The sequence below is a fragment of the Amycolatopsis sp. CA-126428 genome (genome assembly GCF_002904335.1).
In the GTDB taxonomy this organism is placed as follows: domain Bacteria; phylum Actinomycetota; class Actinomycetes; order Mycobacteriales; family Pseudonocardiaceae; genus Amycolatopsis.
In genome coordinates, this window is sequence record NZ_PPHF01000157.1 from 72,574 (window position 1) to 99,270 (window position 26,697).

General features: G+C 71.9%; 28 protein-coding genes. 19 read left to right on the forward strand and 9 right to left on the reverse strand.

Annotated features, from left to right (window positions below; genetic code table 11):
• Window positions 1–51 precede the first annotated feature (51 nt).
• On the forward strand, window positions 52–1,158 hold the full coding sequence (locus C2L58_RS40220) for an FAD-dependent oxidoreductase (protein ID WP_103342864.1): 1,107 nt from the start codon (window positions 52–54) through the stop codon (window positions 1,156–1,158).
• A 55-nt stretch (window positions 1,159–1,213) separates the two neighbouring features.
• Here C2L58_RS40220 and C2L58_RS40225 read toward each other — a convergent pair whose 3' ends face one another.
• Window positions 1,214–2,257 (reverse strand): LacI family DNA-binding transcriptional regulator, encoded by a 1,044-nt coding sequence (locus C2L58_RS40225; protein ID WP_103342865.1) that lies wholly within the window; start codon window positions 2,255–2,257, stop codon window positions 1,214–1,216.
• A gap of 160 nt (window positions 2,258–2,417) precedes the next feature.
• Between C2L58_RS40225 and C2L58_RS40230 the strand changes: the two genes are divergently transcribed.
• From C2L58_RS40230 to C2L58_RS40255, 6 genes are all read left to right on the forward strand, one after another.
• On the forward strand, window positions 2,418–3,698 hold the full coding sequence (locus tag C2L58_RS40230; protein ID WP_103342866.1) for an ABC transporter substrate-binding protein: 1,281 nt from the start codon (window positions 2,418–2,420) through the stop codon (window positions 3,696–3,698).
• Window positions 3,698–4,630 (forward strand): carbohydrate ABC transporter permease, encoded by a 933-nt coding sequence (locus C2L58_RS40235; protein WP_103342867.1) that lies wholly within the window; start codon window positions 3,698–3,700, stop codon window positions 4,628–4,630. Before C2L58_RS40230 ends, C2L58_RS40235 begins: the two co-directional genes overlap by 1 nt.
• 9 nt (window positions 4,631–4,639) lie before the next feature.
• Window positions 4,640–5,527, forward strand: coding sequence for a carbohydrate ABC transporter permease (locus C2L58_RS40240; protein ID WP_103342868.1), 888 nt, complete (start codon window positions 4,640–4,642; stop codon window positions 5,525–5,527).
• A gap of 15 nt (window positions 5,528–5,542) precedes the next feature.
• Complete coding sequence (locus tag C2L58_RS40245; RefSeq protein ID WP_103342869.1) at window positions 5,543–6,904, forward strand: GH1 family beta-glucosidase; 1,362 nt, start codon at window positions 5,543–5,545, stop codon at window positions 6,902–6,904.
• A gap of 110 nt (window positions 6,905–7,014) precedes the next feature.
• Window positions 7,015–7,965, forward strand: coding sequence for a helix-turn-helix domain-containing protein (locus C2L58_RS40250; protein ID WP_103342870.1), 951 nt, complete (start codon window positions 7,015–7,017; stop codon window positions 7,963–7,965).
• A 93-nt stretch (window positions 7,966–8,058) separates the two neighbouring features.
• Window positions 8,059–8,526: a peptidoglycan-binding domain-containing protein gene (locus tag C2L58_RS40255; protein WP_199191672.1), complete on the forward strand. Its 468-nt coding sequence runs from the start codon at window positions 8,059–8,061 to the stop codon at window positions 8,524–8,526.
• Window position 8,527: 1 nt separating this feature from the next.
• On the opposite strand, the gene C2L58_RS40260 is transcribed toward C2L58_RS40255, so the two are convergent.
• Entirely contained in the window at window positions 8,528–10,324 is a 1,797-nt protein-coding gene (locus C2L58_RS40260; protein ID WP_103342871.1) for an AMP-dependent synthetase/ligase, read from the reverse strand.
• 127 nt (window positions 10,325–10,451) lie between these two features.
• Here C2L58_RS40260 and C2L58_RS40265 point away from each other — a divergent pair, with 127 nt between their 5' ends.
• From C2L58_RS40265 to C2L58_RS40295, 7 genes are all read left to right on the forward strand, one after another.
• Window positions 10,452–10,877 carry a polyketide cyclase / dehydrase and lipid transport gene (locus C2L58_RS40265; RefSeq protein WP_103342872.1) on the forward strand — a complete coding sequence of 142 codons (426 nt, stop codon included), beginning with the start codon at window positions 10,452–10,454 and terminating at the stop codon, window positions 10,875–10,877.
• A gap of 11 nt (window positions 10,878–10,888) precedes the next feature.
• On the forward strand, window positions 10,889–11,683 hold the full coding sequence (locus C2L58_RS40270) for a metallophosphoesterase family protein (RefSeq protein ID WP_103342873.1): 795 nt from the start codon (window positions 10,889–10,891) through the stop codon (window positions 11,681–11,683).
• Between the two features lie 27 nt (window positions 11,684–11,710).
• A complete protein-coding gene (locus C2L58_RS40275; protein ID WP_103342874.1) occupies window positions 11,711–12,145 on the forward strand; it encodes an SRPBCC family protein in 435 nt (144 codons plus the stop codon).
• Between the two features lies 1 nt (window position 12,146).
• Window positions 12,147–13,280 carry an ArsA family ATPase gene (locus C2L58_RS40280; RefSeq protein WP_103342875.1) on the forward strand — a complete coding sequence of 378 codons (1,134 nt, stop codon included), beginning with the start codon at window positions 12,147–12,149 and terminating at the stop codon, window positions 13,278–13,280.
• Entirely contained in the window at window positions 13,277–13,723 is a 447-nt protein-coding gene (locus C2L58_RS40285) for a hypothetical protein (protein ID WP_103342876.1), read from the forward strand. Before C2L58_RS40280 ends, C2L58_RS40285 begins: the two co-directional genes overlap by 4 nt.
• Before the next feature lie 15 nt (window positions 13,724–13,738).
• Entirely contained in the window at window positions 13,739–14,677 is a 939-nt protein-coding gene (locus C2L58_RS40290) for an ROK family protein (RefSeq protein WP_103342877.1), read from the forward strand.
• Window positions 14,678–14,928: 251 nt separating this feature from the next.
• Window positions 14,929–15,771: an NUDIX hydrolase gene (locus C2L58_RS40295; RefSeq protein ID WP_103342878.1), complete on the forward strand. Its 843-nt coding sequence runs from the start codon at window positions 14,929–14,931 to the stop codon at window positions 15,769–15,771.
• Here C2L58_RS40295 and C2L58_RS40300 read toward each other — a convergent pair.
• The 3 genes from C2L58_RS40300 to C2L58_RS40310 are packed head-to-tail and all read right to left on the reverse strand — an operon-like array spanning window position 15,768 to window position 18,197.
• A complete protein-coding gene (locus C2L58_RS40300; protein ID WP_103342879.1) occupies window positions 15,768–16,907 on the reverse strand; it encodes a glutamate--cysteine ligase in 1,140 nt (379 codons plus the stop codon). The genes C2L58_RS40295 and C2L58_RS40300 overlap by 4 nt on opposite strands.
• Before the next feature lie 10 nt (window positions 16,908–16,917).
• Complete coding sequence (locus tag C2L58_RS40305) at window positions 16,918–17,433, reverse strand: hypothetical protein (RefSeq protein WP_103342880.1); 516 nt, start codon at window positions 17,431–17,433, stop codon at window positions 16,918–16,920.
• Window positions 17,430–18,197, reverse strand: coding sequence for an alpha/beta hydrolase (locus C2L58_RS40310; RefSeq protein WP_013224329.1), 768 nt, complete (start codon window positions 18,195–18,197; stop codon window positions 17,430–17,432). Before C2L58_RS40310 ends, C2L58_RS40305 begins: the two co-directional genes overlap by 4 nt.
• A gap of 213 nt (window positions 18,198–18,410) precedes the next feature.
• Here C2L58_RS40310 and C2L58_RS40315 point away from each other — a divergent pair, with 213 nt between their 5' ends.
• Both C2L58_RS40315 and C2L58_RS40320 read left to right on the forward strand, forming a co-directional pair.
• Window positions 18,411–19,172, forward strand: coding sequence for a lysophospholipid acyltransferase family protein (locus C2L58_RS40315; protein WP_103342881.1), 762 nt, complete (start codon window positions 18,411–18,413; stop codon window positions 19,170–19,172).
• Window positions 19,173–19,192: 20 nt separating this feature from the next.
• Entirely contained in the window at window positions 19,193–19,681 is a 489-nt protein-coding gene (locus C2L58_RS40320) for a polyadenylate-specific 3'-exoribonuclease AS (RefSeq protein ID WP_103342882.1), read from the forward strand.
• 412 nt (window positions 19,682–20,093) lie between these two features.
• On the opposite strand, the gene C2L58_RS40325 is transcribed toward C2L58_RS40320, so the two are convergent.
• Window positions 20,094–21,176: a 3-deoxy-7-phosphoheptulonate synthase gene (locus C2L58_RS40325; RefSeq protein WP_103342883.1), complete on the reverse strand. Its 1,083-nt coding sequence runs from the start codon at window positions 21,174–21,176 to the stop codon at window positions 20,094–20,096.
• A gap of 285 nt (window positions 21,177–21,461) precedes the next feature.
• Between C2L58_RS40325 and C2L58_RS40330 the strand changes: the two genes are divergently transcribed.
• Window positions 21,462–22,487 (forward strand): 6-phosphofructokinase, encoded by a 1,026-nt coding sequence (locus C2L58_RS40330; protein WP_103342884.1) that lies wholly within the window; start codon window positions 21,462–21,464, stop codon window positions 22,485–22,487.
• A gap of 63 nt (window positions 22,488–22,550) precedes the next feature.
• Here C2L58_RS40330 and C2L58_RS40335 read toward each other — a convergent pair whose 3' ends face one another.
• Together C2L58_RS40335 and C2L58_RS40340 are read right to left on the reverse strand one after the other, a co-directional pair.
• On the reverse strand, window positions 22,551–23,987 hold the full coding sequence (locus tag C2L58_RS40335; RefSeq protein WP_103342885.1) for an aromatic amino acid ammonia-lyase: 1,437 nt from the start codon (window positions 23,985–23,987) through the stop codon (window positions 22,551–22,553).
• Between the two features lie 37 nt (window positions 23,988–24,024).
• On the reverse strand, window positions 24,025–24,507 hold the full coding sequence (locus C2L58_RS40340) for a group II truncated hemoglobin (RefSeq protein ID WP_103342886.1): 483 nt from the start codon (window positions 24,505–24,507) through the stop codon (window positions 24,025–24,027).
• A 68-nt stretch (window positions 24,508–24,575) separates the two neighbouring features.
• Between C2L58_RS40340 and C2L58_RS40345 the strand changes: the two genes are divergently transcribed.
• Complete coding sequence (locus tag C2L58_RS40345; protein WP_103342887.1) at window positions 24,576–24,908, forward strand: winged helix-turn-helix transcriptional regulator; 333 nt, start codon at window positions 24,576–24,578, stop codon at window positions 24,906–24,908.
• Window positions 24,909–24,918: 10 nt separating this feature from the next.
• Here C2L58_RS40345 and C2L58_RS40350 read toward each other — a convergent pair whose 3' ends face one another.
• Window positions 24,919–25,227, reverse strand: coding sequence for an ArsR/SmtB family transcription factor (locus C2L58_RS40350; protein WP_304532996.1), 309 nt, complete (start codon window positions 25,225–25,227; stop codon window positions 24,919–24,921).
• A gap of 157 nt (window positions 25,228–25,384) precedes the next feature.
• Between C2L58_RS40350 and C2L58_RS40355 the strand changes: the two genes are divergently transcribed.
• The gene (locus tag C2L58_RS40355; protein WP_103342889.1) at window positions 25,385–26,599 is read left to right on the forward strand and encodes a glycoside hydrolase family 18 protein; all 1,215 of its coding nucleotides are present in this window, start codon (window positions 25,385–25,387) and stop codon (window positions 26,597–26,599) included.
• The last annotated feature ends 98 nt before the right edge of the window (window positions 26,600–26,697 follow it).

Sequence of the window (26,697 nt, forward strand, 5' to 3'; positions counted from 1 at the left end):
CCGTCGCGGTAACGTCAACGGCGGCGGCACGCGGAGTCGAGGGGGCGCGAAGTGCGGGTACTGGTCGCGGGTGGCGGGATCTCCGGAACGGTTACGGCGATGGCGCTGAAGCTGGCCGGGCACGAACCCGTCGTGTTCGAGGCCCATCCCGCCGGCGGGGACGACGTCGGCGCGTTCCTCACGATCATGCACAACGGCATGGACGCCCTGCGCGCCATCGGCGCCGACGGGCCCGTGATCGACAGTTCCTTCGCCGCGTACGGCGTGGAGCTCGTCGCCCCGACGGGGGAGACCGTCGGGCGGCGCGAGTTCGAAACCGAAGGTCTCGACGGGCCGCGCACCCTCACCCGGGCGACGCTCTACCGCGTCCTGCTGGAGGAGGCCGCGCGCCGCGGTGTCCCGCTGGAGCGCGGGCGCCGGCTGGTGCGCGCGACGCCGGAAGCCGGTGGCGTCACGGCGGAGTTCGCCGACGGCACCACCGCGACCGGTGACGTCCTCGTCGGCGCGGACGGGGTGCGTTCGGTCGTCCGGAAGCTGATCGACCCGGCCGCGGACGAGCCCCGCTACACCGGGCTGACCGTCGTGTACGGCTACACGCGCGCGGGCGGGCTGCCCGCGGCGCCGGGGATCTACCGGATGGTCCGCGGCAGCCGGGCGGCCTTCGGGTTCACCACGGACCCGGCCGGAGCGACCTTCTGGTTCGCCCGCATCCCGGACGCCGAGCGGCCTCGCGAGGAGATCGCCGCGGTCACCACGGCGGGCTGGCGCGAGTTCGCGCACGCGGCGTTCGACGGCGATCCGTTGCCCTGCGCGGACATCATCGCCGCCACCGGGGACGAGGTCTTCGGCGGCCACTCCTACGACGTCCCGGAGACGCGGGTGTGGTCGACGCCCGAGCTGGTCCTCGTCGGGGACGCCGCGCACGCCGCGTCCCCGGCCGCCGCCCAGGGCGCCTCGATGGCCATCGAGGACAGCGTGGTCCTCGCGCAGTGCCTGCGTGACCGGCCGGACCCGGCATCGGCGTTCGCGGCGTACGAAAACCTGCGCCGCGAGCGGGTGGAGAAGCTGGTGGCGGCGAGCGCGGGCCAGGACGTCGGCGAGGAAAGCGGCTGGCTGTACGCCCACCACATCGACTGGCAAACAAAGATCATCGTTTAGGGGTCTGCCGCGGCTTGTCGTGAGTGGTAAAGGGGGTTCTAACCCGCGTTACCACTCACGACCGGGAGCCGCAGGAGTCGCGGACCACGAGCTTCGTCGGCAGCAGCACCGGTTCCGGGGTCGTCGCGTTCTCGAGCATCGCCAGCAGCGCGCCGGCCGCCGCCGTGCCGAAGCCCGGCTTGTCCTGGGCCACCGTGGTGAGCGCCGGGTCCACCAGGGAGGCCACCTCGATGTCGTCGAACCCCACCACGGCCAGGTCCGCCGGCACCCGCAGCCCGGCCGCGCGGGCCGCCAGCAGCGCGCCGACCGCCATCTCGTCGCTGGCCGCGAACACCGCCGTCGGCGGCTCCTTGCGGGCCAGCAGCCGGCGCATGCCGACGAACCCGCTCTCGCGGTAGAAGTCGCCGCCGATCACGAGGTCCTCCGCCACCGGCAGCCCGGCGTCGGCCAGCCCGCGCCGGTACCCCTCGGTGCGGGCCGTGGCCGGCGCGTTGCCGCGGGGACCGGTGATCGTCGCGATCCGGCGGTGCCCGAGCGCGGCCAAGTGCCGGACGGCTTCCGCCGCGCCTCCCGCGTTGTCCGAGGTCACGTGGGTGGCCCGCGGCCCGGACAGGGCGACGTCCAGTGCGACGCACGGCAACCCGGACTGGGCGAACGCGGTGAACGCGTCGGCGTCCGTCCCGCTGTCGATGAGCACCAGCCCGGCCAGGTGGTGCCGGCGGGTCATGCTCACGTAGCCGATCGGGTCGGCCAGCGAAACGCCGGGGTGGCGCTCGCGGGCGTCGTCGCTCGTCGCGAGCATCAGCAGGTGGTAGCCGTGCGAGCTCAACGCGGACTTGAGGCCCAGCAACAGGTCCTGCAGGAACGGGTGCCGCCAGCCGGGCCGCCGGTGGTCGGTGTCCCAGACCAGCCCGACCATCGCCGACTGCTGCCGCGACAGCGCGCGCGCCGACTCGTTCGGCGAGAAATCGAGGTCCCGCGCCACGCGTTCGACGCGTTCGCGCGTCGTCGCGCTGACCGTGGCGGGGCGGTTGAACACCCGCGACACAGTGGCGACGGAAACCCCGCAGAGCTGGGCAACCTCGCGGGCGGTGACCATGGCAATCTCCGTTCTTGTAACCGGTTACATCTGTAGCACACCACCTGGGACTGCGTAAACGCCGGGAGGCGTTACTGTTTTGTTACTTGACGGCACCGTGCTGGGAGCGCTCTCATGGGACCCGCGTTTTCCGACCGGCCCGCAGAACAACGGAGATCTCATGCGCCCGAAAACGACAACCCGCCGGATCCGCCTGCTCGCGGGGGTGGGTGCCGCCCTGGTCGCGCTCACCGCGCTGAGCGCGTGCGGCGACAGCGGTGCCGCCGGTGGCAAGGTCAAGCTGAGCCTCGGCCTGTTCGGCAACTTCGGCTACACCGACCTGATCAAGGAGTACCAGGCGGCGCACCCGGACATCGAGATCACCGAGCGGACCGCCGCCTACTCCGACCACCACAAGAACCTCGCCGCGCACCTGGCCACCGGCGCCGGCGCCGCGGACGTCGAGGCCATCGACACCGGTTACGTCGCCCAGTTCAAGGCGACGCCGGACAAGTTCGTCGACCTCAACACCGTCGGCGGCGACAAGCTCAAGGACCGCTGGCTCGGCTGGAAGTGGGCCGCGTCGCTGGCCAAGGGCGGGCAGCAGATCGGCTACGGCACCGACGTCGGCGGCCTGGCCATCTGCTACCGCCGCGACCTGTTCGAGCAGGCCCAGCTGCCCGCCGACCGCGACGCCGTCTCCGCGCTCTGGCCCACCTGGCAGGCGTTCTTCGAGACCGGCAAGCGCTTCCAGGCGAAGGCGCCGAACGGCGTCAAGTTCATGGACGGCGGCCCGACCGTGCTCAACGCGATCGTCGGCCAGGCCCCGCAGGGCTACTACGACCAGAACGACAAGGTCATCGTGGGCAGCAACCCGGCCCTGCGCCAGGGCTGGGACCTCGTCGCCGACGCGGTCAAGGCGAACCTGAGCGCCGGCCTGCTCTACAGCACGCCGCAGTGGAACACCGGCTTCACCCAGGGCCAGTTCGCCACCGTCACCTGCCCCGCGTGGATGATGACCAAGATCAAGGACCAGGCGCCGGACACCGCGGGCAAGTGGGACATCGCGAGCGTGCCCGGCGGGGGCGGCAACTGGGGCGGCTCGTACCTGACCGTGCCCAAGCAGGGCAAGCACACCAAGGAAGCCGCCGACCTCGCCGCCTGGCTGACCGCGCCCGAGCAGCAGGCGAAGGTCTTCACCAGCAAGGGCCTGCTGCCGTCGGCGCCGTCGCTCTACGACGACCCGAAGATCACCGGCTACACCAACCCGTTCTTCAACAACGCCCCGGTCGGCAAGCTCTTCACCGACGCGGCGAAGAAGCTGAACCCGCAGTACCAGGGCCCGAAGGCCGGCGACGTGCAGACCGAGTTCGGCAACGCGATGCAGCGCGTCGAGCAGGGCAAGCAGGACGGCGCGGCGGCGTGGCAGCAGCTGGTCGGTGACGTCGCGAAGATCAAGTGATGGCCGGCACCACCACGCTGACCTTCGCCGAACGGCGGCAGAAGTGGGACGTCAAGCTGTCGCCGTTCGGGTTCATCAGCCCGTACTTCCTGATCTTCGGCGTCTTCGGGCTGTTCCCGCTGCTGTACACGGCCTTCGTGTCGCTGCAGAAGCGGAACCTCATCGACGCCGAAGGCGCGCAGTTCATCGGGTTCGGCAACTACGAGCAGCTGCTGTTCCACGACCCGTACTTCTGGAACGCGATGGGGAACACGGTCAGCCTGTGGCTGCTGACCACGATCCCGCAGATCCTGTTCGCGCTCGGCATCGCGCACCTGCTCAACCGCCGGCTGCGCGGGCGGACGATGTTCCGGATGGGGATGATCCTGCCCAACATCACCTCGGTGGCGGCGGTGACGATCATCTTCGCGCAGCTGTTCGGCCGGGACTTCGGGTTGATCAACTGGGTGCTGAGCTGGTTCGGCGGCGGGCACGTCGACTGGCAGGCCGGCACGGCCAGCTCGCACACCGCCATCGCGTCGATGGTGGTGTGGCGCTGGACCGGCTACCACGCCCTGATCTTCCTGGCGTCGATGCAGGCGATCCCGTCGAGCATGTACGAGGCCGCCACCCTCGACGGCGCCAAGGGGTGGCAGCAGTTCTGGCGGATCACCGTGCCGCTGCTGCGGCCGCAGATCATCTTCTCCACGGTGATCGCGACGACCGGCAACATGCGGCTGCTCGCCGAGCCGCTGCTGTTCAACCCCGGCACCGCGGCGGCGACCGGCGGGTCGGACCGGCAGTTCCAGACCGCCGCGCTCTACCTCTACGAACAGGGCTTCACCAAGTACGACTTCGGCTACAGCTCGGCGATCGCGCTGATCCTGGCCGTGGCCACGATGCTCGTCGCGGGCCTGTCGTACCTGGTGACCCGGCGCATCCAAACGGACTGAGGAGCGGACATGACCACCGTGCTGACCCCGGCGGCGCCCGCACCGCCCGGCGCTTCGCCCGGCCGGATGCGGCGCATCGGGCAGCGTGTCACCAGCCCGTGGACCTACGCCGCGCTGATCGCGATCCTGGCCGGCTCGGCGTTCCCGGTGTACTGGTCGTTCGTCGTCTCCTCGCAGACGACGGAGGCGGTCGGGAGCGTGCCGCCGGTACTGGTGCCGGGCGGGCACCTGTTCGAGAACATCGCTCGCGTCTTCGACCAGACGGACTTCGCGCTGGCGCTGGGCAACTCGCTGATCGTCGCGGGCACGATCACCGTGTCGGTGGTGCTGTTCTCGACGCTGGCCGGGTTCGCCTTCGCCAAGATGCGGTTCCGCGGGCGGACCGCGCTGCTGCTCGTCGTGGTCGCCACCCAGGCGATCCCGACCGAGCTGGGCGTCGTGCCGCTGTACATGATGATGGCCGACTTCGGGTGGGCCGGGCAGCTGCAGGCGGTGATCGTGCCCGGCCTGGTCACCGCGTTCGGCGTGTTCTTCATGCGCCAGTACTTCGAGCGGGCGCTGCCGCTGGAGCTGCTGGAAGCCGGCCGGATGGACGGCTGCGGTTCGCTGCGGCTGTTCTGGCACGTGGCCCTGCCCGCCGCCCGCCCGGCCGCGGCGGTGCTCGGCCTGTTCACCTTCATGCAGGCCTGGAACGACTTCTTCTGGCCGCTGGTGGTGCTGGTGCCGGAGAACCCGACCGTCCAAACCGCACTGTCCACACTGGCCAGTGGCTACACCACCGACTACACGCTCGTGCTCACCGCCGCCACCATCGGCACCGTCCCCGTCCTCATCGTGTTCCTGCTGTTCGGCCGCCAGATCGTCGGCGGCATCATGCAGGGCGCGCTCAAGGGCTGACCCCCGGAGTTCACCGTGACCAGCAGTTTCCCGCCCGGCTTCCGCTGGGGCGTCGCGACCTCGGCGTTCCAGATCGAGGGCGCCACCACCGCGGACGGCCGCGGACCGTCCATCTGGGACACCTTCGCGGCGGTCCCCGGCGCGGTGGCCGGCGGCGACACCGGCGAACCGGCGGCCGACCACTACCACCGCTGGCGCGACGACCTCGGCCTGCTCGCCGGCCTGGGCGTCGACTCCTACCGGTTTTCGGTGTCCTGGCCGCGGATCCAGCCGGACGGGCACCGCCTGGAGCGCCGGGGCCTCGGCTTCTACCGGCAGCTCGTGGAGGGGCTGCGGGAGCGGGGGATCGAGCCGTTCCTGACGCTGTACCACTGGGACCTGCCGCAGGCGTTGGAGGACGTGGGCGGCTGGCGGTCCCGCGACACGGCGTTCCGGTTCGCCGAGTACGCGGCGCTGGTGCACGAGGAGCTGGGCGACGTCGTCGACCACTGGACGACGCTGAACGAGCCGTACCCGTGCGCGGTGGCCGGGTACGGCGAAGGCCGTCACGCGCCGGGAGCCCGGGAGGGGCACGGCGCGCTGGCGGCCGCCCACCACCTGCTGCTGGGCCACGGCCTGGCGGTGCGGGCGATGCGCGAGCGGGCGGCGCTGCCGCACCAGTTCGGCATCGTCCTCAACCAGTCGCCGGTGGTGCCGGTGTCGTCCTCGCCCGCCGACACCGCGGCGGCCGCGCGGCAGGACACCCTGCTGCGCCGCCAGTTCACCGACCCGCTGTTCGGCGGCCGCTACGCACCGGGCCTGCCGGCGATGTTCGACGGGGTGTCGGACTTCTCGTTCCGCCACGACGACGACCTCGAGACGATCGGGGCTCCGCTGGACTACCTGGGCGTGAACTACTACTACCGCCTGCACGTCGCGGACGCCCCGCACCGCGAACCGGACCCGGCCCGGCGGACGGTGACCGACATCGGGGTGGACACCACGCAGCTGCCGGACGACGTCCCGCGCACCGGGATGGGCTGGCCGGTCGAGCCGGAGGGCCTCACGGAAGCGCTGGTCGGCCTGCACAACCGCTACGCGGGGCTGCCCCCGGTGTACGTCACGGAGAACGGGTGCGTGTACGCGGACCGGAGCGATTTCGCGGACTACGAGCGCATCAGCTTCTTGAGCGAGCACCTCGAGGCGGCCCGCGCCGCCGCGACGGCCGGGGTGGACCTGCGCGGCTACTTCTGCTGGTCGCTGCTGGACAACTTCGAGTGGGCGCACGGGTACAAGCACCGGTTCGGGTTGATCCACGTCGATTACGGGACGCAGGAGCGGACCCCGAGGTCGAGTTACCGCTGGTACCGCGACTTCATCGCGGCCCAGCGGGGCTGACGCCGAAAGGCGCCCCCCTCCCGTCCGCCATCGGGCGGTGTCGACCCGCCCCGGGGAGCCGGACAATCCGGGCAGGACGATTCCGGCCGCTCCGAGGGGAAGGGCGCGCGATGCTGGTGATCGACACCGACGACGTGGACCGGGCCGAGGCGTTCGACTACTACCGGCACGCCCTGGCCGGCGCGGCCATGGGGATGGAGCTCCGCACGGACCGGCCCGCGGACTTCCGGGCGCGCCTGTGCGCGGTCGACCTCGGCGGCGTGGTGCTGATGTCCGTCCGGTCGGCGTCGGGGGCCTTCGAGGTCGCCCGGACGCGGGCCTCGATCGGCCGGTCGGACCCCGAGGCGTTCCGGGTCCTGCTGGGGGTCGACGGCCGCAACGTGTTCCGGCACTGCGGGCGCAGCACCGTCGTGCGGCCCGGCGACATGGCGCTGTACGACAGTTCCCGGACGTTCGAGGGCCGCCGTGAACCCGGGGCCGGCGGCACCGAGCACATCGTCGCGGCGACGTTCCCCCGCAGCGCCCTCCCGGTGGACCCGCGCGAGCTGCGGGGCGAGTGCCTGCCGGCGGGCGGCGTGGGCACGCTGGTCCGCACCTTCCTCGCCGAGGTCGCGGGCGCCGCGGTCGCGGGCCGGGACGCCGGGCAGCGGCTCGCCTGCGCCTGGCTGGACCTGCTGACCGTGCACCTGGGCGACCTGCTCGACCCGGTCCCGGCCCGCGACGCCGCCGACCGCACGCTGTTCCTCCGGATCGGGAAGTTCATCGACACGCACCTGGCCGATCCGGCCCTGACCCCGGACGCCGTCGCCGCGGCGCACTTCATTTCACCGCGCACGCTGCAACGGCTCTTCGCCCGGCACGACGCCACCGTCGCGGCCCGGATCCGCCAGCGGCGCCTGGCCCGCTGCCGCGAAGACCTGCGGGACCCGGCGCTGGCCGGCCTCACCGTGCGGGCCATCGCCGCCCGCTGGGGGTTCCCGGACCAGGCCCAGTTCAGCCGCGTCTTCCGCCGGACCTACGGCACCACCCCGCGGGCCTGGCGCGCCGGCGCACAGGGGTGACGCCGGCCGCCAACTCCGTGACGCGCAATGCCGAACCCCGGGTCCGCGCGGTCACCCAGACTGGGCGGGTCCGAATTGCGAGGGAGGAACGCCATGCGCAAGCCCCTGTACGCCCTGCTGGCCGCGGTGGTGCCGGCGATGCTGGTCACGGCGGTGTCGCCCGCCGCGGCAGCGCCGGCGGCGGCCGCGGAGGTCGCCTGCACCAGCTTCTCGAACGTGTGGATCGGCGCGTCGTACTACATGCACGTGCCGTCGACGGCCTGGAACTCGTTCAACCACGACTGCGTCGTGGTGCGGGGACACGAGAACGTCGCCGTGCTGGCCCTGCAGGAGAGCCTGAACGCCTGCTACGGCCAGGGGCTGACGCCGGACTCCCGCTTCGGTCCGCTGACCGAGCAGGCGGTGCGCAACGCCCAGCACACGATCAACAGCTACCTGACCGAACCCGCGCTCGCCGAGGACGGCCGGTTCGGCCCGCAGACCAGCGCCCGCTTCGAGTTCCAGGCGTACGACCACGCGAACGCCGGGCACCACGAACACTGGTGCGACTACCGCCACTGACCTACTTCCGGTACAGGCCCTCGATGTCGTCGGCGTAGTTCTTCGTGACCACGTTGCGCTTCAGCTTCAAGCTCGGCGTGATCTCGCCACCGGCCTCGGTGAAGTCGTTCGCCAGCACGGTGAACTTCTTGATCGCCTCGGCCTTGGACACCGACTTGTTCGCCTCGTCCACCGCGGCCTGGATCTCCGCGAGCAGGTCGGCGTCCGAAGCCAGCTCCGCGACCGTGGCCGCGGCGGGCTTGCCGTGCTGGGACTTCCAGGACGGGAAGTACTCCTCGTCCACCGTCACCAGGGCCGCGATGAACGGGCGCTGGTCGCCGACGACCATGGCCTGGCTGATCAGCGGGGACGCCTTGATCGTGTCCTCGAGGCCGGACGGGGCGACGTTCTTGCCGCCCGCCGTCACGATGATCTCCTTCTTGCGGCCGGTGATCTTCAGGAACCCGTCCCGGTCGAGCTCGCCCAGGTCGCCGGTGTGGAACCAGCCGTCGGTGAGCGCTTCCTTCGTGGCGACGGGGTTGTTGTAGTAGGCCCGGAACACGACGTCGCCCTTGAGCAGCACCTCACCGTCGTCGGCGATGCGGACCGAGGTGCCGTTGACCGGCTTGCCGACCGTGCCCACGCGGAACGCCGTCTGCGTGTTGACGTTCGCCGCCGCGGACGTCTCGGTGAGGCCGTAGCCCTCGAACACCGGGACGCCGATGCCGCGGAAGAAGTGCGCCAGCCGCGCACCCAACGGCGCGCCGCCCGAGACCGCCGCGACGCAGCGGCCGCCGAGGGCCGCGCGCAGCTTGCCGTAGACCAGCTTGTCGAACACCAGGTGCTTGAGCTTCAGCCCGAGCCCGGCGCCGCCGGAGTCCTGCGCCTCGCTGTAGGCGACGGCGGTGGCCTCGGCGGCGTCGAAGATCTTGCCCTTGCCTTCGCTGTGGGCCTTCTGCTTCGCCGAGTTGTAGACCTTCTCGAACACGCGCGGCACCGCGACGACGAACGTCGGCCGGAACGTGCCCAGGTCGGCGACCAGGTTCTTGACGTCCGGGGTGTGCCCGAGGGTGACGCGGGCGGTCAGCGCGGTGACGGCGATCGCGCGGGCCAGCACGTGCGCCAGCGGCAGGAAGCACAGCAGCGAGTTGCCCTGCTCCATCAGCTGCGGGAACGCCTCGATGTCGGCGCGGATCTCGGCCAGCAGGTTCCGGTGGGTCAGCTCGACGCCCTTGGGGCGGCCGGTGGTGCCGGAGGTGTAGACGATGGTGGCCAGCTCGTCCGCGGACACCTCGCGCCGCCGGTCGTGCAGCTCGTCGTCCGACAGCGAAGCGCCCAGCGCGGACAGCTCTTCGACGGCGGGGGAGTCGCCCTCGATCTGCCACGTGCTGGCCAGGTCGGTGAGCCGGTCCCGGATCGATTCGAGCGCCGCGGCGTGGCCGTTCGTCTCGACGAACACGCCCTTGGCGGCCGAGTCGGACAGGATCCAGTGCACCTGTTCGGGCGAGGACGTGTCGTAGATCGGGACGGTGACCGCGCCGGCCGCCCAGATCGCGAAGTCGATCAGCGTCCACTCGTAGCGGGTCTTCGACATGATCGCGACGCGGTCGCCGCGGCCGATCCCGGCCTTGGCCATGCCCTTGGCCACGGCCAGTACCTCGGCCGCGAACTCCTTGGCGGTCACGTCCAGCCAGCTGCCCTCGACCTGGCGGCGGAAGCTCACCACGTCGGAGAACCGCTCGGCGTTCGCCCAGACGACGTCGGACATGTTTTCGTCGTCGGCCACCGGCTTGCCGGCGGGAGCGCTGTATTCGCGCACGTGGACCTCCGTGTTCAACGCGTGCGGCAGGTGACACCGCTGTTACCCGCCAGTCAACTTAGCGTGGTGAGCACCTTAAGACCATGCTGATCGGCGCCGCGAGGCGAGGGCGTGACATTCTTCGCACGTGAACGCGCCACCCTCACTCGACATCGTCGACGAGACGTTCCTCGCCGTTCCGCCCGCCACCGTGGCCGCGGTCTTCGCCGAGCCGGCCTCCTGGCGGCGCTACTGGCCCGACCTGGTCCTCGAGGTCTACACCGACCGGGGGGACAAGGGCCTGCGCTGGACGGTGACGGGGGCGCTCGTCGGTACGATGGAGGTCTGGCTCGAGCCGGTGCTCGACGGCACCCTGCTGCACTACTTCCTGCGGGCGACCCCCGCCGACGCGGCCGGGACGCCCCGGGAGCTGGCGCCACGCGACCTGCGGCGGGAGTTCGACCGGCGGGCCCGCGCGGCCAAGGCGATCGCGCTCGGGCTCAAGGAGATCCTGGAGGACGGGCGCGAGCCCGGCGTCCCTCCGCGCGGCGAAGGCAGTGACGTCGAAAGCTAGGGGGAGCACCGGTGCGGGTACACGTCGTCTCGGACGTGCACGGCAACGCGGACGCGTTGAAGCGGGCGGGCGACGGGGCGGACGCCCTGGTCGTGCTCGGCGACCTGATCGACTTCGTCGACTACCACGACTACGAAAAGGGCATCATGGGTGCCCTGTTCGGCCCGGAGAAGGTCGGCGAGTTCGCCCGCCTGCGCCGTGAAGGCACCCGTGACGAAACCGTTGCCTTCTCGCGCACGCTCTGGGCCACCCTCGACGACCCGGGAGCCGCGGTCGACGAGGCGATCCGCGCCCAGTACGCGACGTTGTTCGCGGCGATGACCGCGCCCACCTACGCCACGCCGGGCAACGTCGACACCCCGGCGCTGTGGCCGGAGTTCGCCGGCGAGGGCGTCCGGGTGCTCGACGGCGAGGTGGCGGAGATCGGCGGCCTGCGGTTCGGGTTCGTCGGCGGCGCGCTGCTGCCCGACGGCGTCGTCCCGCGGCCCCGCAAGGGCGCCGCCTGGCGGCCCTACCTGCGGGATCGCTCGGACTACGACCGGAGCGTGGCCGCGCTCGAGCAGGTCGACGTCCTCTGCACGCACGGCCCGCCCGCGCTGCCGGAGCTGACCTACGACGTCGTCGCGCGCCGCAGCGAGATCGGCTCGACGGCGCTGCTGGAGCTGATCCGCGCCCAGCGGCCGAGGTGGTCGGTGTTCGGGCACGTGCACCAGCCCCTCGCGGCGCGCGCCCGGGTCGGCCTGACCGAGTGCCGTAACGTGGGTCACTTCAAGGAGACCGGGCAGCCCTACGTGCTGCGCTGGTGACCAACCGCGGCGGCTACGCTTCGACCCATGGCCGAGCAGTCCACACAGTCCATCGAGGTCGACGCCGAGCCCAGCCGGGTGATGGCCGTGATCGCCGACTTCCCCGCGTACCCGGAATGGGCCAAGGCCGTCCGGCAGGCCGAGGTCCTCGACACCGACGCCGAGGGCCGGGCCAAGCAGGTCAAGCTGACCTTGGACGCGGGGCCGATCAAGGACGTCTACACCCTCGAGTACGACTGGGACGATGACGGCCTCGGCGTCAGCTGGCACCTGGTCAAGGGCCAGATGCAGAAGGCGCAGAACGGCCGCTACGCGCTGGCCGACCTCGGCGGCCGCACGCGGGTCACCTACACGCTGTCGGTCGAGCTGGCGCTGCCGATGATCGGCCTGCTGCGCCGCAAGGCCGAGAAGATGGTCATGGACACCGCGCTGAAGGAGCTCAAGAAGCGGGCCGAGGGCTGACGTGCGGATCCTGCTGTGCACCGGCAAGGGGGGTGTCGGGAAGACCACGCTGGCCGCGGCCACCGGCGCCGCCCTCGCCGCTCGCGGCAGGAAGACCCTCGTCGTGTCCACGGACCCGGCGCACTCGCTCGGTGACGCCTTCGGGCACCGCCTCGGCGCCGAACCGTCCGAAGTGGACACCCTCCTTTCGGGCGTGCAGGTCGACTCGCGCACCCTGGTGGACACGAGCTGGGATCGGCTGCGCGGCGAGCTGCGGACGGTGCTGGCCGGTGCGGGGCTCGACATGGTGGACGCCGAAGAGCTCACCGTGCTGCCCGGTGTCGACGAGCTGCTCGCCCTCACCGAGGTCCGCCGGCTGGCCGAGGACGGGCCGTGGGAGACCGTCGTCGTCGACTGCGGGCCGACGGCCGAGACGCTGCGCCTGCTCGCCCTGCCCGAGGCCGTCTCCGGTTACCTGACGCGGGTGTTCGGGCCGCGCGGCCGGGTCACGGACTCGGTGCGCCGCCTCGGCGCCCACCTCGACGGCCTGCGCGGGCTGCTCACCGACCCGTCGGTGACGACGGTCCGGCTGGTCCTGACGCCGGAGCGGGTGGTCGTCGCCGAGGCGCGGCGCACGCTCAGTTCCCTGGCCCTGCGCGGCATCGCCGTCGACGGGCTGATCGCCAACCGGCTGATGCCCGCGCCCGGCATCTGGCGCGGCGGCGCCGCGTCCTGGCTGCGCACCCGGCGGACGCAGCAGGACGCCGTGCTCGCCGAACTCGCCGCGGCCGGGATCGCGCCGGTCGCCCGGGTCGAGCACCGCGCCGTCGAGCCGGTCGGGCTGCCCGCGCTGCTGGAGATCGCCGCCGAGCTTTACGGGAGCGAAGACCCCCTCGCGGGCAACGGCGCTCCCGTCACCCCGCTGCTGAGGGTGCGGCCGGCCACCGGCGGGTACACCCTGCGCGTCGCGCTCCCGCTGGCGCGGGACGCCGAGGTCGACCTCGCCCGCGTCGACGACGACCTGGCGATCACCGTGGACGGCTTCCGCAGGCTCATCGCCCTGCCGGAGCCGCTGCGGCCGTGCCGGATCACCGGCGCGGAATCCGACGCCGACGGCCTGGTCGTGCACCTGGCCGGGAACCGGGGACGCGGGTGAGCGAAGAGGAACACGGGCCGCGCCTGACGGAGGAGATCCGCCTGCTCGCCGAGCTGGTCGCGGAGAAGGCGGCGCCGTGGCTCGAAGGGCTGCTCGCGGCCGGGCACGGCAGCTTCTTTTCGGGGGTTCCGGGTGGCGAAGCCCCCGGTGGTTACAGCCCCCCTGACGAGGCGAAACCGGACGGTTCGGCGTGCGGCTGGTGTCCGCTCTGTGCGATCGTCGCGGTGGTGCGGGGGGAACGGCCCGAGCTGGTCGCGCGGCTGGCCGAGCAGCTCGCGCAGCTGGTCGCCCTGCTGCGCGCGGTGCTCGCGGACCGGTGGGAGCCGGAGGAGGGCGTGCACATGCCCGGGTTCCGGCCCGCGGCGCGGCCCGCGCCGGACGCCACGGCGCCGGCCAGGGTGCAGCACATCGCCGTCCGCAGGCGCGACGAGTGGGAGAGCTGAGTGCGGACGATAGGGGTGGACGTCGGCGGGACGAGCATCCGGGCCGGCGTGGTGGACGAACGCGGCTCCCTGCTCGACACGGCCCGCGTCGCGACGCCGACCGAGGAAGGCGCCCTCGAGGACGCCATCGCCGGCGTGGTCGAGGACCTGCGCAACCGGCACGAAGTGGCCGGGGTCGGGCTCGCGGTGGCGGGTTTCGTGGCGCGCGACCGCCGGTCGGTGATGTTCGCCCCGCACCTGGCGTGGCGCGGCGCCCCGGTCGCCGACCGGATCGAAAAGCGCGTCGGCCTGCCGGTGCTGCTGGAGCACGACGTCAATTCGGCGATCGTGGGCGAGCACCGCTTCGGCGCGGCCCGCGGCGCCCAGGTGGCGGCCCTGGTGGCACTGGGCACGGGCATCGGCGCCGGGCTGCTGCTGGACGGCAAGCTGTATCGGGGCGCGTACGGCGTCGCGCCGGAGCTGGGCCACTTGACGGTGGTCCGCGGCGGCCGCCCGTGCCCGTGCGGCAAGTACGGCTGCTGGGAGCGGTATTGCAGCGGAACGGCCCTGGCGGCCACGGCGGTGGAGCTGCTGGCGCGGCACCCGGGCCGGTCGACGGTGCTGGCCCCGCAGGTCGCGGGCGACCCGGGCTCGGTGACGGGCCGCCGCGTGGCGGGCGCGGCCCGCGACGGCGACCCGATCGCCCAGCTGGCGATGGCGGAGCTGGCCAAGTGGCTGGGCGAGGGCCTGGCCCTGGTGGCGGACGTGTTCGACCCGGAGATCATCGTGATCGGGGGCGGCGTGTCGGAGTCGGCGCCGCTGTTCTTGGACGAGGCTCGGGAACACTACGCGGCGACGATCACCGGGGCGCGGCACCGGCCGTTGGCAAGGATCAGGACGGCCCACCTCGGCGACGACACGGCGATCGTCGGTGCGGCGGCTCTGGCTCTGGAAGCGGCGAAGACTCTGGTCTGACCTGGTCTGGGGAGGCGGGAAAGCGTGCCCTGACCCGGTGCCGCCGGCCGTGTTCTGGCTTCGGATCGGGGTTGCGGGGGGTGTGGGCCCCGTTCACGTTCCGGTCCGTCTGCTGCCGTGGCCTTTCCCGCGAGCTGGACTCACCCGCTCTTCGCCGGCGGCCGGCGGGAGGGAGCCCCGGCGGTCGTCGGGAGCTAGCCTCGGCTTCCGTTGAGAGGTGGTCCGCGGCCGACCTGTGACACGCTGGACACGTGAGCCTGCCGTCCGCCAGCGTCTTCGTCCGCTGTTCCTGCGGGCATCTGCACTGGGGTCGCTACGGTGCCGCGGGTCTGCTGCTCGTCGATCCCGCCCGCGGTGTGCTCCTGCAGCGCCGCGCCTGGTGGGTGCACCACGGCCGCACCTGGGCGTTGCCCGGCGGGGCCATCGAAGCCGGCGAAACCGCCGTCGGCGCGGCCACGCGGGAAGCCTTCGAAGAGGCCTCCGTCCCCGCCGAGGCCTTCCGTGCGGTCTCCGCCTCCGTCGTCGATCATGGCGACTGGAGCTACACCACCGTCCTGGCCCTCGCCGACGGCGCCGAGGCGCGGGTCGCCAACACCGAAAGTGCGGAGGTGCGCTGGGTGGATCCCGACGACGTCCCCGGTTACCCCCTTCACCGCGATTTCGCCGCCGCGTGGCCGGACCTGCGCGACCGGGTCGGCCGCGAACTCGTCCTGGTCGTCGACGCCGCCAACGTCGTCGGCTCGCGTCCGGACGGCTGGTGGCGCGACCGGCACGGCGCCGCCGAGCGGCTCCGCGACCGGCTCGCCAAGCTCGCCGAAGCCGGCGTGCCCGACCCGGACGACGCCACCGTGACCTGGTGGCCGCGGATCATCCTGGTCGTCGAAGGGCAGGCCAAGCGGGTCACGTCGGCCGCGGGTGTCGAGGTCGTCGCCGCCGACACCGACGGTGACTCGAAGATCGTCGAGGTCGTCGCGCAGCAAACAGCGAGCGTCCTGGTCGCGACGGCCGACCGTGAGCTGAAGAGGCGCGTCGAAGCGCTCGGCGCCTCGATCCTCGGCCCCGGCACGCTCCGCCGGCAGCTCGACGAGCTTTAGTCCTTCGCGATCCCGTCGCGCATCTCGGCCACCAGCGACGCGACGACGGCCTTGAGGCTGCCCTTGTGCCGCTCCGCGACGGCCCGCTGCCGCCGGTAGCTCGGCCCGTAGCGCAGGATCGTCTCGACGTCCCGCAGCTCGGCGACGCAGTCCAGCCGCCGCGCCACCGGCTCGAGCCGGTCCAGCAGGTCGGCCACGTCGTCGGTGACCAGCCGCTCGCGCCCGGCCGCGTCCAGGATGATGATCGCGTCCGTGCCGTAGCGGGCCGCGCGCCACTTGTTCTCCTGGACGTGCCACGGCGGCAGCGTCGGGAGGATCTCGCCGTCTTCCAGGCGCTCGACGAAGTCGTCCACCAGGCACTGGGTCAGCGCCGCGATCGCGCCGACCTCCTCCAGCGTCGGCAGGCCGTCGCACACACGCATCTCGATCGTGCCGAGCTTCGGCGACGGCCGGATGTCCCAGCGGATCTCCGAGAAGCTGTCGATCACGCCGGTCGTGAACATGTCCTCGACGTAGCTCTCCAGCTCCGCCCACTTCCGGAACTGGAACGGCAGCCCGGCCGTCGGCAGCTGCTGGAACATCAGCGCCCGGTTCGACGCGTACCCGGTGTCCTCGGCACCCCAGTACGGCGAAGACGCCGACAGCGCCTGCAGGTGCGGCGCGTAGTTGAGCAGCGCGTCGAGCACCGGCAGCACCTTCTCGCGGTGGTCGACCCCGACGTGGATGTGGACGCCGTAGATCAGCATCTGCCGTCCCCACCACTGGGTCCGGTCGATCAGCTTGGCGTAGCGCTCCTTGTCGGTGACCTTCTGCTGGTACCAGTTCGAGAACGGGTGCGTGCCCGCCGAGAACATCTCGACGCCGAGCGGGTCGGCGACGCCGTGCACGACGTCGAGCGAGTCGTTCAGGTCGGCCTTGACCTCGGCGATCGTGCCGCAGACGCCGGTGATGATCTCGATCGTGTTGAGCAGCAGCTCCTGCTTGATCTTCGGGTGCTCCGGCTGCCCGTCGGGCCGGACGGCCTCGAGGATCCGCTCGGCCACCGAGGACAGCTCGCCGCTGCGGCGGTCCACCAGGCCGAGCTCCCATTCCGCGCCGACGGTCGATCGCCGCGAAGGACTGAACTCGATGTGCATCGCCGTCCGATTAGACCTGGGCGCCGGTGCTGGGGTCCGCGCCGGGCGGCGGACCCTGCCGCACGCGGAGCAGCAGCAGCGCGATCGAGGTCGCGAGCGCGAGGATGCCCAGCGGTGTCGCCACCGTCGGGCCGACGCCGATCGCGCCGGGCAGGATCAGCAGGAACAGCCCGGCCAGGAACAGCAGCAGGATGAGGAACGCGCCCAGCTTCGGCCGGGGCAGCGGCGGCGGGTCGGGCGGGACGTAGTGCTCGTCGTCCTCCGCCGGGTCGTCGGAGAACATCGTGGCGTCCCACGACGTGCCCCCGGACCGCCAGCCGGGCTCCGGCGGGGCCTCCACGGCCGGCGGGTCGGCGGGCCGCTCGGGCGCCCGGCGCGGCTCCGGCTCCGCGCCGGCCGCGCCGGCGGTGTCCGCAGTGTCGGCAGTGTCCGATTCCGGGAGCCCGAACCCGTCGGCCCGCAGGTCGGCGACGATCTCGGCGAACGTCGCGTCGACGTCCTCCGGCCCGTCCTTCCCCCGGCTCATGCGGTCTCCTCCGGCTGGGCGGCGTGCGCCTTCGCGAACTCGACACTGCGGGTGAAGATCACTTCGGCGTCGTTGTCCTGCGTCGCCACGTGGTAGCTGTTCTCCAGCACGACCTCGGTGACGTCGGTGCTCGAGACGCCGTCGAGCACCAGCTGCGAGTTCACCGGCTCGACGACGTGGTCGACCGACGAGTGCAGCAGCAGCACCGGCTGGGTCACCTTCGCCAGGTCGGCGCGCACGACGGCCCACAGCTTCGCCAGGCTCGCCGCCGCGCGCACCGGCGTCCGCGGGTAGGCCAGCTCCGTCTCGCCCGGCTTCTTGATGTCGTTCGCGATCGCCGGCACCGACGGCACGATCCGGCCCAGCACCGGCAGCAGCCGCGTGTCCCACTTCAGCCGCGTCACCGACGGGTTGACCAGCACGATCCCGGCGATCCGGTCGCCGAACTCCTCGGCCAGGCGCAGGGTGAGCGTGCCGCCCATCGAGAGGCCGCCGACGAACACGGTCTTGCACGTCGCCAGCAGCGCGAGCAGGGCCTCGCGGACGGCGCCGTACCAGTCCTCCCACGTCGTGCGGTTGAGGTCCGGCCAGCGGGTGCCGTGGCCGGGCAGCAGCGGGCAGCGCACCGTGAACCCGGCCCCGGCCAGGTGGTCACCCCAGGCCCGCATGCTCGCCGGGGTACCGGTGAACCCGTGGCAGAGCAGGAACCCGGTTTCGGCCGAACCGGTGTGGCCGAACGGTTCCGCGCCGGCGAGCACGCCCATGCGATCGCCTTCCGTGTGAGCGGTGCAGTCCCTCCATGCTCTCACGGCCGGTGGACGTTGTGGGGGTCCGCCCGGGCCCGGAATTCGCTGTGAGATCGATCGCTGCCGAAGTGGTAACCGGGTGGTCGCCGTTGTGCGGCGGCCACCCGGGTTCGTAGGCTGTTCGTCTCGGGTGAACAGGGGCTGCGGCTGCGATGGAGGACTGAGACACCGGTGCTGTACTGGCTCATGAAGTGGGTGTTCCTCGGACCGCTGCTCAAGACGCTCTGGCCGACCAAGGTCGTCGGCGCGGAGAACATCCCCGAGACGGGTGGCGCGATCCTGGCCGGCAACCACCTGGCGGTCGCGGACTCGTTCTTCATGCCGCTGCGGGTCAAGCGCAAGGTGACCTTCCCGGCCAAGTCCGAGTACTTCACCGAGCCCGGGTTCAAGGGCACGCTCAAGAAGTGGTTCTTCACCGGCGTCGGCCAGTTCCCGATCGACCGGTCCGGCGGCAACGCCGCCCAGGCCGCGCTCGACACGGCGACCCGCCTGGTCCGCGAGGGACACCTGCTCGGGATCTACCCGGAGGGCACGCGCTCCCCGGACGGACGCCTGTACAAGGGCAAGACGGGCGTGGCGCGGATCGCCCTGGAGTCCGGCGGCGTCGTGGTCCCGGTGGCGATGGTCGGCACGGACAAGGTCAACCCGATCGGTTCGAAGATGTGGTGGCCCCGCCGCCTCGAGGTCCGGTTCGGCAAGCCCCTGGACTTCTCGCGGTACGAAGGTCTTTCGGGTGATCGCTTCATCGAGCGGTCGATCACCGACGAGATCATGTACGCGCTGATGGAGCTCTCGGGCCAGGAGTACGTCGACATCTACGCGGCCAAAGCCAAGGAGCTGCTGGCGGCGGAGGCGGCCGGCGTCAAGCCCGCGGTGCCGGCCCAGCCCGGCGCGCGCGACGCGGCCCGGGTGCCGGATTCCAAGGTCGGCTGAGCCACCACTACTGTTCACCAGTGCGTTTTTTCTACGACACCGAGTTCATCGAAGACGGCGTGACCATCGATTTGGTGTCGATCGGGGTGGTGGACGAGCGGGGCCGCGAGTTCTACGCGGTCTCGACGGAGTTCGACCCTTCGAAGGCGGGGCCGTGGGTCCGGGACAACGTCCTGGACAAGCTGCCCTCACCGGCCGACCGGGCGTGGCGGAGCAGGGAGAAGATCCGCAACGACCTGCTGGAGTTCTTCGGCAAGCCACCGGGCGGCATCGAGCTGTGGGCCTGGTTCGCGGCGTACGACCACGTGGCGCTGGCCCAGCTGTGGGGCCCGATGCCGGCCCTGCCGCGGCAGCTGCCGAGGTTCACCCGCGATCTGCGGCAGCGGTGGGAGGACGCCGGGAAGCCGAAGCTGCCCGCGGCGCCGACCGACCAGCACGATGCGCTGGCGGACGCCAAGCACAACCTGGCGAGGTGGGAAATCATCGAGAACTACTTCCCGCGGCGCTGACCCGCCGGCCGTGTCTGCAGGGTTCCGGAACGGCGCGTAGCGCCCTTGTCAGTTGCCTCACCGCGCGAAACGGAACGCCGGCAGCCTGACTTCGCCCCACCCAGACCTCCCCGCCACCCCGATCCGAAGCCACAACACGGCCGGCAGTGCCGGGTCAAGGCACGCTTTCCCGCCTTGACGCGGCACTACCGGCCGTAGTCACAATCCGGCTTCGGGGTGGTGGTCACCGCGCCAAGACGACCCGAAACCACCCAGGTCAGCCGCCCCTTCGGACGAAGCCCGCCCACACGGAACACCGCAGCGGCGACGGGCTTCGCCGGCACCCGGAGCCGCTGCCGACATCCGAGGACACCGAAACTGTCGGGGGTCCCCGGTAACGTAAGAACCGGGGGACCCCCAGGCCGGGGACCTCTCAGCGGCGCGCCCGCACCGCCGAAGCCAGCTCGTCCAGCAGCGGCGCGGTGTCATCCCAAGCCAGGCACGCGTCCGTGATCGACTGCCCGTAGGTCAGCTCCGAAGCCCGCCCCAGCGAAAGCTCCTGCCGCCCACCGGCCAGGAAGCTCTCCATCATCAGCCCGGCGATCCCGCGCTCACCCGAAGCCAGCCGCGCCGCCAGCTCCCGCACCACCGAAGCCTGCCGCACGTGGTCCTTGCCGCTGTTCCCGTGCGAAGCGTCGATGATCACCCGCTCCGGCAACCCCGCCTTCGCCAGCCGGGCCAGCGTGTCCGCCACCGTGGCGGCGTCGTAGTTCGGGCCCGTGTTGTGGCCGCGCAGGATCACGTGGCAGTCCGGGTTGCCGGACGTCGTGAGCAGCGCCGCCAGGCCGTCGGTGTTGATGCCCGGGAACACGTGGCTGGCCGCCGCCGCGCGGGTGGCGTCGATCGCCACCTGGACGTCGCCCTCGGTGGAGTTCTTGATGCCCACCGGCATCGACAGCGCGCTGCACAGCTGGCGGTGGACCTGGCTGGCCGCCGTGCGGGCGCCGATCGAACCCCACGTGACGATGTCCGCGATGAACTGCGGCGTGATCGGGTCGAGGAACTCGCAGCCCACCGGCAGGCCGAGCGCCGACACGTCGAGCAGCAGCCGGCGCGCCATCCGCAGGCCCTTGTTGACGGCGAACGTGCCGTCGAGGTCCGGGTCGTTGATCAGGCCCTTCCAGCCCAGCGTGGTGCGCGGCTTCTCGAAGTACACGCGCATCACGATGTGCAGCTCGCCGCGCAGCTCCTCGGCCTTCGCCGCCAGCCGGCGGGCGTAGTCGAGGGCGGCTTCGGGGTCGTGCACCGAGCAGGGGCCGACCACGACGAGCAGCCGGTCGTCCCGGCCTTCGAGGATGTCGACCGTCTCGGCGCGGCCGTGGCGCACCACCTTCGCGACCGCGGCGTCGACCGGATGGTCTTCGCGCAGCAGCGCGGGCGGGATGAGCGGACTGATCGACGTGGTGCGCGCGGCGTCGAGGTCACCGATGGTGGCCGGTCCGGCGGAGAGCGTCATGGCGGGGGTGTTCCTTCCTGGTGGACACCGACCCGCGGGGGACTCGCCGAGCCGGTTCAGAAATCCGGCTCGGGGGTGGGAGTCAGCGCGGGTTCACGCCGCCGTGCCCACCCGGGGCCGGCTTCGTAAACCAGAAATAGCGCTGCATGCGCATCAACGTAGCACAGCCGTCACCGAGGACCGATCCGGCAGGTGGTACGGCCTGCACCGATCAAGACGAGAGCCGCTACGCTGGCGTCTGACGAAATGTGACTGTCATCTCCCGAGAACAGACGGAGGCTTCTCATGCGTGTCGGTGTGCTGACCGGCGGCGGCGACTGCCCGGGACTCAACGCGGTGATCCGCGCGGTGGTGCGCAAGGGCATCGAGGTGCACGGCTGGGACTTCGTGGGCTTCCGCAACGGCTGGAACGGCCCCCTCACCGGCGACAGCCGCCCGCTGGGCCTGAACGACGTCGAGGACATCCTCACCCGCGGCGGCACCATCCTGCGGTCCTCGCGCACCAACCCCTACAAGGTCGACGGCGGTGTCGACAAGATCAGGCAGGTCCTCGCCGATCAAGGCGTCGACGCGCTGATCGCGATCGGCGGCGAGGACACCCTCGGCGTCGCGAAGCGGCTGACCGACGACGGCATCGGCGTCGTGGGCGTGCCCAAGACGATCGACAACGACCTGGGCGCGACCGACTACACCTTCGGCTTCGACACCGCGGTCTCCATCGCGACCGAGGCGATCGACCGGCTGCACACCACGGCCGAGTCGCACCACCGCGCGCTCGTGGTCGAGGTCATGGGCCGCCACGCCGGCTGGATCGCGCTGCACTCCGGCCTCGCCGGCGGCGCCAGCGTCATCCTGGTGCCGGAGCGGCACTTCAACGTCGACCAGGTCGTCTCCTGGGTCGAGCGCCGCTTCGAGAAGGAGTTCGCGCCGATCATCGTCGTCGCCGAGGGCGCGCTGCCCGAGGGCGGCGAGGAGAAGCTGCTGACCGGGGAGAAGGACGCCTTCGGGCACGTCCGCCTCGGCGGCATCGGCACCTGGCTGGCGGACGAGATCGCCCACCGCACCGGCAAGGAGTCCCGCGCGGTGGTCCTGGGCCACGTCCAGCGCGGCGGCACCCCGACGGCCTACGACCGCGTCCTGGCGACCCGCTTCGGCCTGCACGCGGTCGACGCGGTGGCCGACGGCGACTTCGGCGTGATGGTGGCGCTGAAGGGCACGGACATCGTCCGCGTGAAGCTGTCCGAGGCGACGGCCGAGCTGAAGACGGTTCCGGTCGAGCGCTACCAGGAAGCCGAAGTCTTCTTCGGCTGAGTTCCCCGTTCGAAGGGCCGCTCCGGGATGCCCGGAGCGGCCCTTCGCGCGTTCACGGCGGCGTCAGATGCGCGCGAGCTGCTCCAGGACGCCGACGGCGGCGGCGATGTCGCCGGTGAGCGGCCGGTCGTCGAGGCTCTCCTCCAGCACCGCCGACGCCGTTTCGAACGCGTCCCGCACCGGCAGCTCCACCAGGTCGGCCTCCCGCATCCGCAGCGCGCGGACCGCCGCGACCAGCTCGCAGGCCAGCACCTGCTGGTAGGCCGAGCACGCTGCCGTCGCCGCGCGGGCCGCCTGGGTCGAGAAGCTCGCGTGGTCCTCGATGCCGCGGGACACCACCGCCGTGCCGAGCGTGGCCGGGAGCGCCGCCTGACGCAGCTCGGTCAGGGCGTCGTGCGCCACGTACTCCAGGATCATCACGCCCGAGCTGCCCGGCGGCCCCGCCGCCAGGAACGGCCGCAGCCCGGTGAACTCCGGCTCCACCAGGTCGCCGAGGCGCGCCACCGACAGCTCCGCCACCTGGTGCACGGTCGCCCGGGCCTGGTCCAGCGCCGTCGACACGTACGCGGTGTGGAAGTGCGCGTGGTGGTAGGCGTCGTTGTGGACCGTCGAGATCATCGGGTTCTCCGTGCTCGCGTTGATCTCGACGGCGAGGACGTCCCGCAGGTAGTGGATCGCGTCCAGGGCCGGGCCCTGGACCTGCGGGAACGCGCGCAGCCCGAACGGGTCCTGGATCCGCCGTCCCGGCTTCGGCGTCTGGTGCATGCCCAGCAGCCGCCGCATCTCGGCCGCGCAGGCGACCTGCCCCGCGTGCGGACGCGCTTCGTGCACCGGCGTCGCGTACGCCTCGGGGTTGCCGTCGAGCGCGACGTACGTCAGTGCCGCGACGGCGTGGCTCGCGCGGGTCAGCGTGTCCAGGCGCATCGCCGCGAGGGTCGCTTCGGCGAGCGTCGCGGCGTTGCTGCTCATGAAGGCCAGCGCGTCGCCGGCCTGCACCGCCACCGGCGGCACGTGCCCGATCACCCACGGCCGCTCGCCGGTGAGTGCCAGCGCCGCTTCGGCGAGCGGCGCCAGGTCGCCGGTGCCGATCGCGCCGAGCCGGTGCACCAGCGGCAACGCGCCGGTGCGGACCGCTTCGGCCAGCGTGCCGATCAGCTCGGGGCTGATCCCGGACCGGCCGGACAGCAGCTGGTTGAGCCGGATCAGCAGCATCGCCCGCACCTGGCCGGGCGGCATCTCGTCGCCGCTGCCGCCCGCGTGGCTGCGCAGCAGCCGCAGGCCGTGCTCGACCGAGCTTTCGACGGTGTCGTCCTTGTTGGCCCCGACGCCGGTGGTCCGGCCGTAGACCACCCGCCGCGTGCTCAGTTCTTCGGCCAGCTTCCACGCGTGCTCGGCCGCTCGCAGCGCGGCGATCGAGACGTCGATACCCAGCGGCCCCCCGGTGCGCGCCGCGGTCACCACGTCCGCGCACCGCAGGGTCCGGCCGTCCACCCGGATCATCAAGGGCAGTCTCCTTCCGACTGCCCTCACTATGCGGCTAGGGCGACGGCGGCTGCCAGGGAGGGAGCGGCCAGTCCCACTGCGGGACGGGCTCGTGGAGGTTCGGCTCGGCGCCGGGCGCGGAGAAGATGACGGCGAGCCGGCTGCCCCATTCGAGGTAGCCGGCGAAGGCGGCGCGGAACTCGGGATCGGCGGGCAGGCCGGCCTCGTCGGCGGCGTCGAGCAGCAGGTTCACCCACCGCCGCCGCTGCTCTTCGGTGATGCCGCGCCCCAGGTGGCGGCCGATCATGTGGGCGTGGCCGCCGTGGCTCGCCGAGTACTCGGCCGGCCCGCCGAAGACTTCGCCGAGCCACACCGCGACGTGCTGGGGGTGGTCGGTGTCCATGCCGCGGAAGACCGGCTCGAGCAGCGGGTCTTCCAGGACGTGGCCGTAGAAGATCGTCAACAGCTTCACGAGGGCTTCGCGGCCCCCGGCCCAGTCGTAGAGGGTGGGGGTCGGCGGGGTTTCTGGCACGATCACCGGATCAGGCAACCAGGGGCGGCCCGGCCGGGCAACCACGTACTTTCCGGTGCGTAGGGGAGAGCGGGATGAAGCGGTACCACTGCGCGACGGAGCTGGCGGTCGACCTGATCGGCGGCAAGTGGAAGCCGGTGATCCTGGCCCACCTCAAGGAGGGCGCCCACCGCTACGGCGAGCTGCGGCGCCGGATGCCGGGCGTGAGCGAGAAGATGCTGACCCAGCAGCTGCGCGAGCTGACGGCGGACGGCATCGTCCGCCGCGAGGAGTTCGACGGCCGGGTCCCGCACGTCGAGTACCACCTGACCGAGGTGGGGGAGGAGCTCCGCCCGGCGCTGACGGCGCTGTACGAGTGGGGCGAGCGCCGCGCGACCGAGCGGGGCATCACCTTCGAGCCGGGCTGACCGCCCGGGGTCAGCCCGGATCCGTCTCGTCGAGCCGCCGCTCCAGGGCGTCCAGGTGGTCCGACCAGAAGCGGCGGTAGGGGGCCAGCCAGGCGTCGACCTCGGCCAGCGGCTCGGGGCGCAGGGCGTAGCACCGCCGCTGCGCCGCGACCCGCACGGTCACCAGCCCGGCTTCGCGCAGCACCCGCAGGTGCTTGGACACCGCGGGCTGGCTCAGCTCCAGCCGCTCGACCAGCTCGCCGACCGAGCGCTCGCCCTCGCGCAGCAGGTCGAGGATGGTCCGGCGCCGGGGTTCGGCGAGGACGTCGAAAGTCTGCATCACTCCTGAAATGTGCTCCGCCGGGCATATTCCTGTCAAGGAATGTGGACCTTGCATGGTCTGAACCATTGACCTAGTGGTCTAGTCCACTTACGGTAGGTGTGGTCCCCACCACTCCGGCACCGTGGCCGTGAGGAATTCCCCGGAGGGAGAACGCATGTCCCGTTTGCGCAGGAAGAGCTTCTCGGCCCTGCTGGCCGTGGCGGCCGCCGCGGGCCTCGTCGCGGGCGGCGCGACCGCCCCGGTGGCCGCCGCCGCGACCGGCGCTTCCGTCGGCAAGGTGGTCGGCTACTTCACCGAATGGGGGGTCTACGACCGCAACTACCACGTCAAGAACATCGAGACGTCGGGCTCGGCGAGCAAGCTGACCCACATCAACTACGCGTTCGGCAACGTGACGAACGGCGGCTGCGCGATCGGCGACGCCTACGCCGACTACCAGAAGACCTACGACGCCGCGGGCAGTGTCGACGGCGTCGCCGACACCTGGGACCAGCCCCTCGCGGGCAGCTTCAACCAGCTCAAGAAGCTCAAGGCCAAGCACCCCGGCCTGAAGGTGATCTGGTCCTTCGGCGGCTGGACCTGGTCCGGCGGCTTCGGGCAGGCGGCGAAGAACCCCGCGGCGTTCGCGAACTCCTGCTACAACCTCGTCAACGACCCGCGCTGGGCCGGCGTCTTCGACGGCATCGACATCGACTGGGAGTACCCCAACGCCTGCGGCCTGTCGTGTGACACCAGCGGCGCGGCGGCGTTCAAGAACCTCCTCCAGGCGCTGCGGGCGAAGTTCGGCTCGAAGCTGGTCACCGCGGCGATCACCGCCGACGGCACGAGCGGCGGCAAGATCGACGCGGCCGACTACGGCGGCGCCGCGCAGTACGTCAACTGGTACAACGTGATGACCTACGACTACTTCGGCGCCTGGGCGGCGCAGGGCCCGACGGCTCCGCACTCGCCGCTGACGTCGTACTCGGGCATCCCGACCGCCGGCTTCTACTCCGACGCGGCGATCCAGAAGCTCAAGAGCAAGGGCGTCCCGGCGGGCAAGCTGTTGCTGGGCATCGGGTTCTACGGCCGCGGCTGGACCGGCGTCACGCAGAGCGCCCCGGGCGGCACCGCCACCGGCCCGGCGCCCGGCAAGTACGAGCAGGGCATCGAGGACTACAAGGTGCTCAAGACGTCCTGCCCGGCGACCGGCACGGTCGCCGGCACCGCGTACGCCAAGTGCGGCAGCAACTGGTGGAGCTACGACACGCCGTCGACCATCGCCGGCAAGATCTCCTACGCCAAGACCCAGGGCCTGGGCGGCGCGATGTTCTGGGAGCTCTCCGGCGACACCACGAACGGCGAGCTGATCACGGCCGTCGCGAAGTGACGGCTCCCGGTGCGGCCGGCCGGACGCCGGCCGCACCGGGTTTCACACCGCTCCCGCGGGTGGGTGCTCCGCTGCCGCGCGCAGGAGGTCGCCGAGCA

Excerpts from the sequence above, each read along its gene's own strand:
- C2L58_RS40225 (WP_103342865.1), bottom strand. The coding sequence starts at position 2,257 with ATGGTCACCGCCCGCGAGGTTGCCCAGCTCTGCGGGGTTTCCGTCGCC.
- C2L58_RS40230 (WP_103342866.1), top strand. The coding sequence starts at position 2,418 with ATGCGCCCGAAAACGACAACCCGCCGGATCCGCCTGCTCGCGGGGGTG.
- C2L58_RS40235 (WP_103342867.1), top strand. The coding sequence starts at position 3,698 with ATGGCCGGCACCACCACGCTGACCTTCGCCGAACGGCGGCAGAAGTGG.
- C2L58_RS40240 (WP_103342868.1), top strand. The coding sequence starts at position 4,640 with ATGACCACCGTGCTGACCCCGGCGGCGCCCGCACCGCCCGGCGCTTCG.
- C2L58_RS40250 (WP_103342870.1), top strand. The coding sequence starts at position 7,015 with ATGCTGGTGATCGACACCGACGACGTGGACCGGGCCGAGGCGTTCGAC.
- C2L58_RS40255 (WP_199191672.1), top strand. The coding sequence starts at position 8,059 with ATGCGCAAGCCCCTGTACGCCCTGCTGGCCGCGGTGGTGCCGGCGATG.
- C2L58_RS40275 (WP_103342874.1), top strand. The coding sequence starts at position 11,711 with ATGGCCGAGCAGTCCACACAGTCCATCGAGGTCGACGCCGAGCCCAGC.
- C2L58_RS40300 (WP_103342879.1), bottom strand. The coding sequence starts at position 16,907 with ATGCACATCGAGTTCAGTCCTTCGCGGCGATCGACCGTCGGCGCGGAA.
- C2L58_RS40305 (WP_103342880.1), bottom strand. The coding sequence starts at position 17,433 with ATGAGCCGGGGGAAGGACGGGCCGGAGGACGTCGACGCGACGTTCGCC.
- C2L58_RS40310 (WP_013224329.1), bottom strand. The coding sequence starts at position 18,197 with ATGGGCGTGCTCGCCGGCGCGGAACCGTTCGGCCACACCGGTTCGGCC.
- C2L58_RS40325 (WP_103342883.1), bottom strand. The coding sequence starts at position 21,176 with ATGACGCTCTCCGCCGGACCGGCCACCATCGGTGACCTCGACGCCGCG.
- C2L58_RS40330 (WP_103342884.1), top strand. The coding sequence starts at position 21,462 with ATGCGTGTCGGTGTGCTGACCGGCGGCGGCGACTGCCCGGGACTCAAC.
- C2L58_RS40335 (WP_103342885.1), bottom strand. The coding sequence starts at position 23,987 with ATGATCCGGGTGGACGGCCGGACCCTGCGGTGCGCGGACGTGGTGACC.
- C2L58_RS40345 (WP_103342887.1), top strand. The coding sequence starts at position 24,576 with ATGAAGCGGTACCACTGCGCGACGGAGCTGGCGGTCGACCTGATCGGC.
- C2L58_RS40350 (WP_304532996.1), bottom strand. The coding sequence starts at position 25,227 with ATGCAGACTTTCGACGTCCTCGCCGAACCCCGGCGCCGGACCATCCTC.
- C2L58_RS40355 (WP_103342889.1), top strand. The coding sequence starts at position 25,385 with ATGTCCCGTTTGCGCAGGAAGAGCTTCTCGGCCCTGCTGGCCGTGGCG.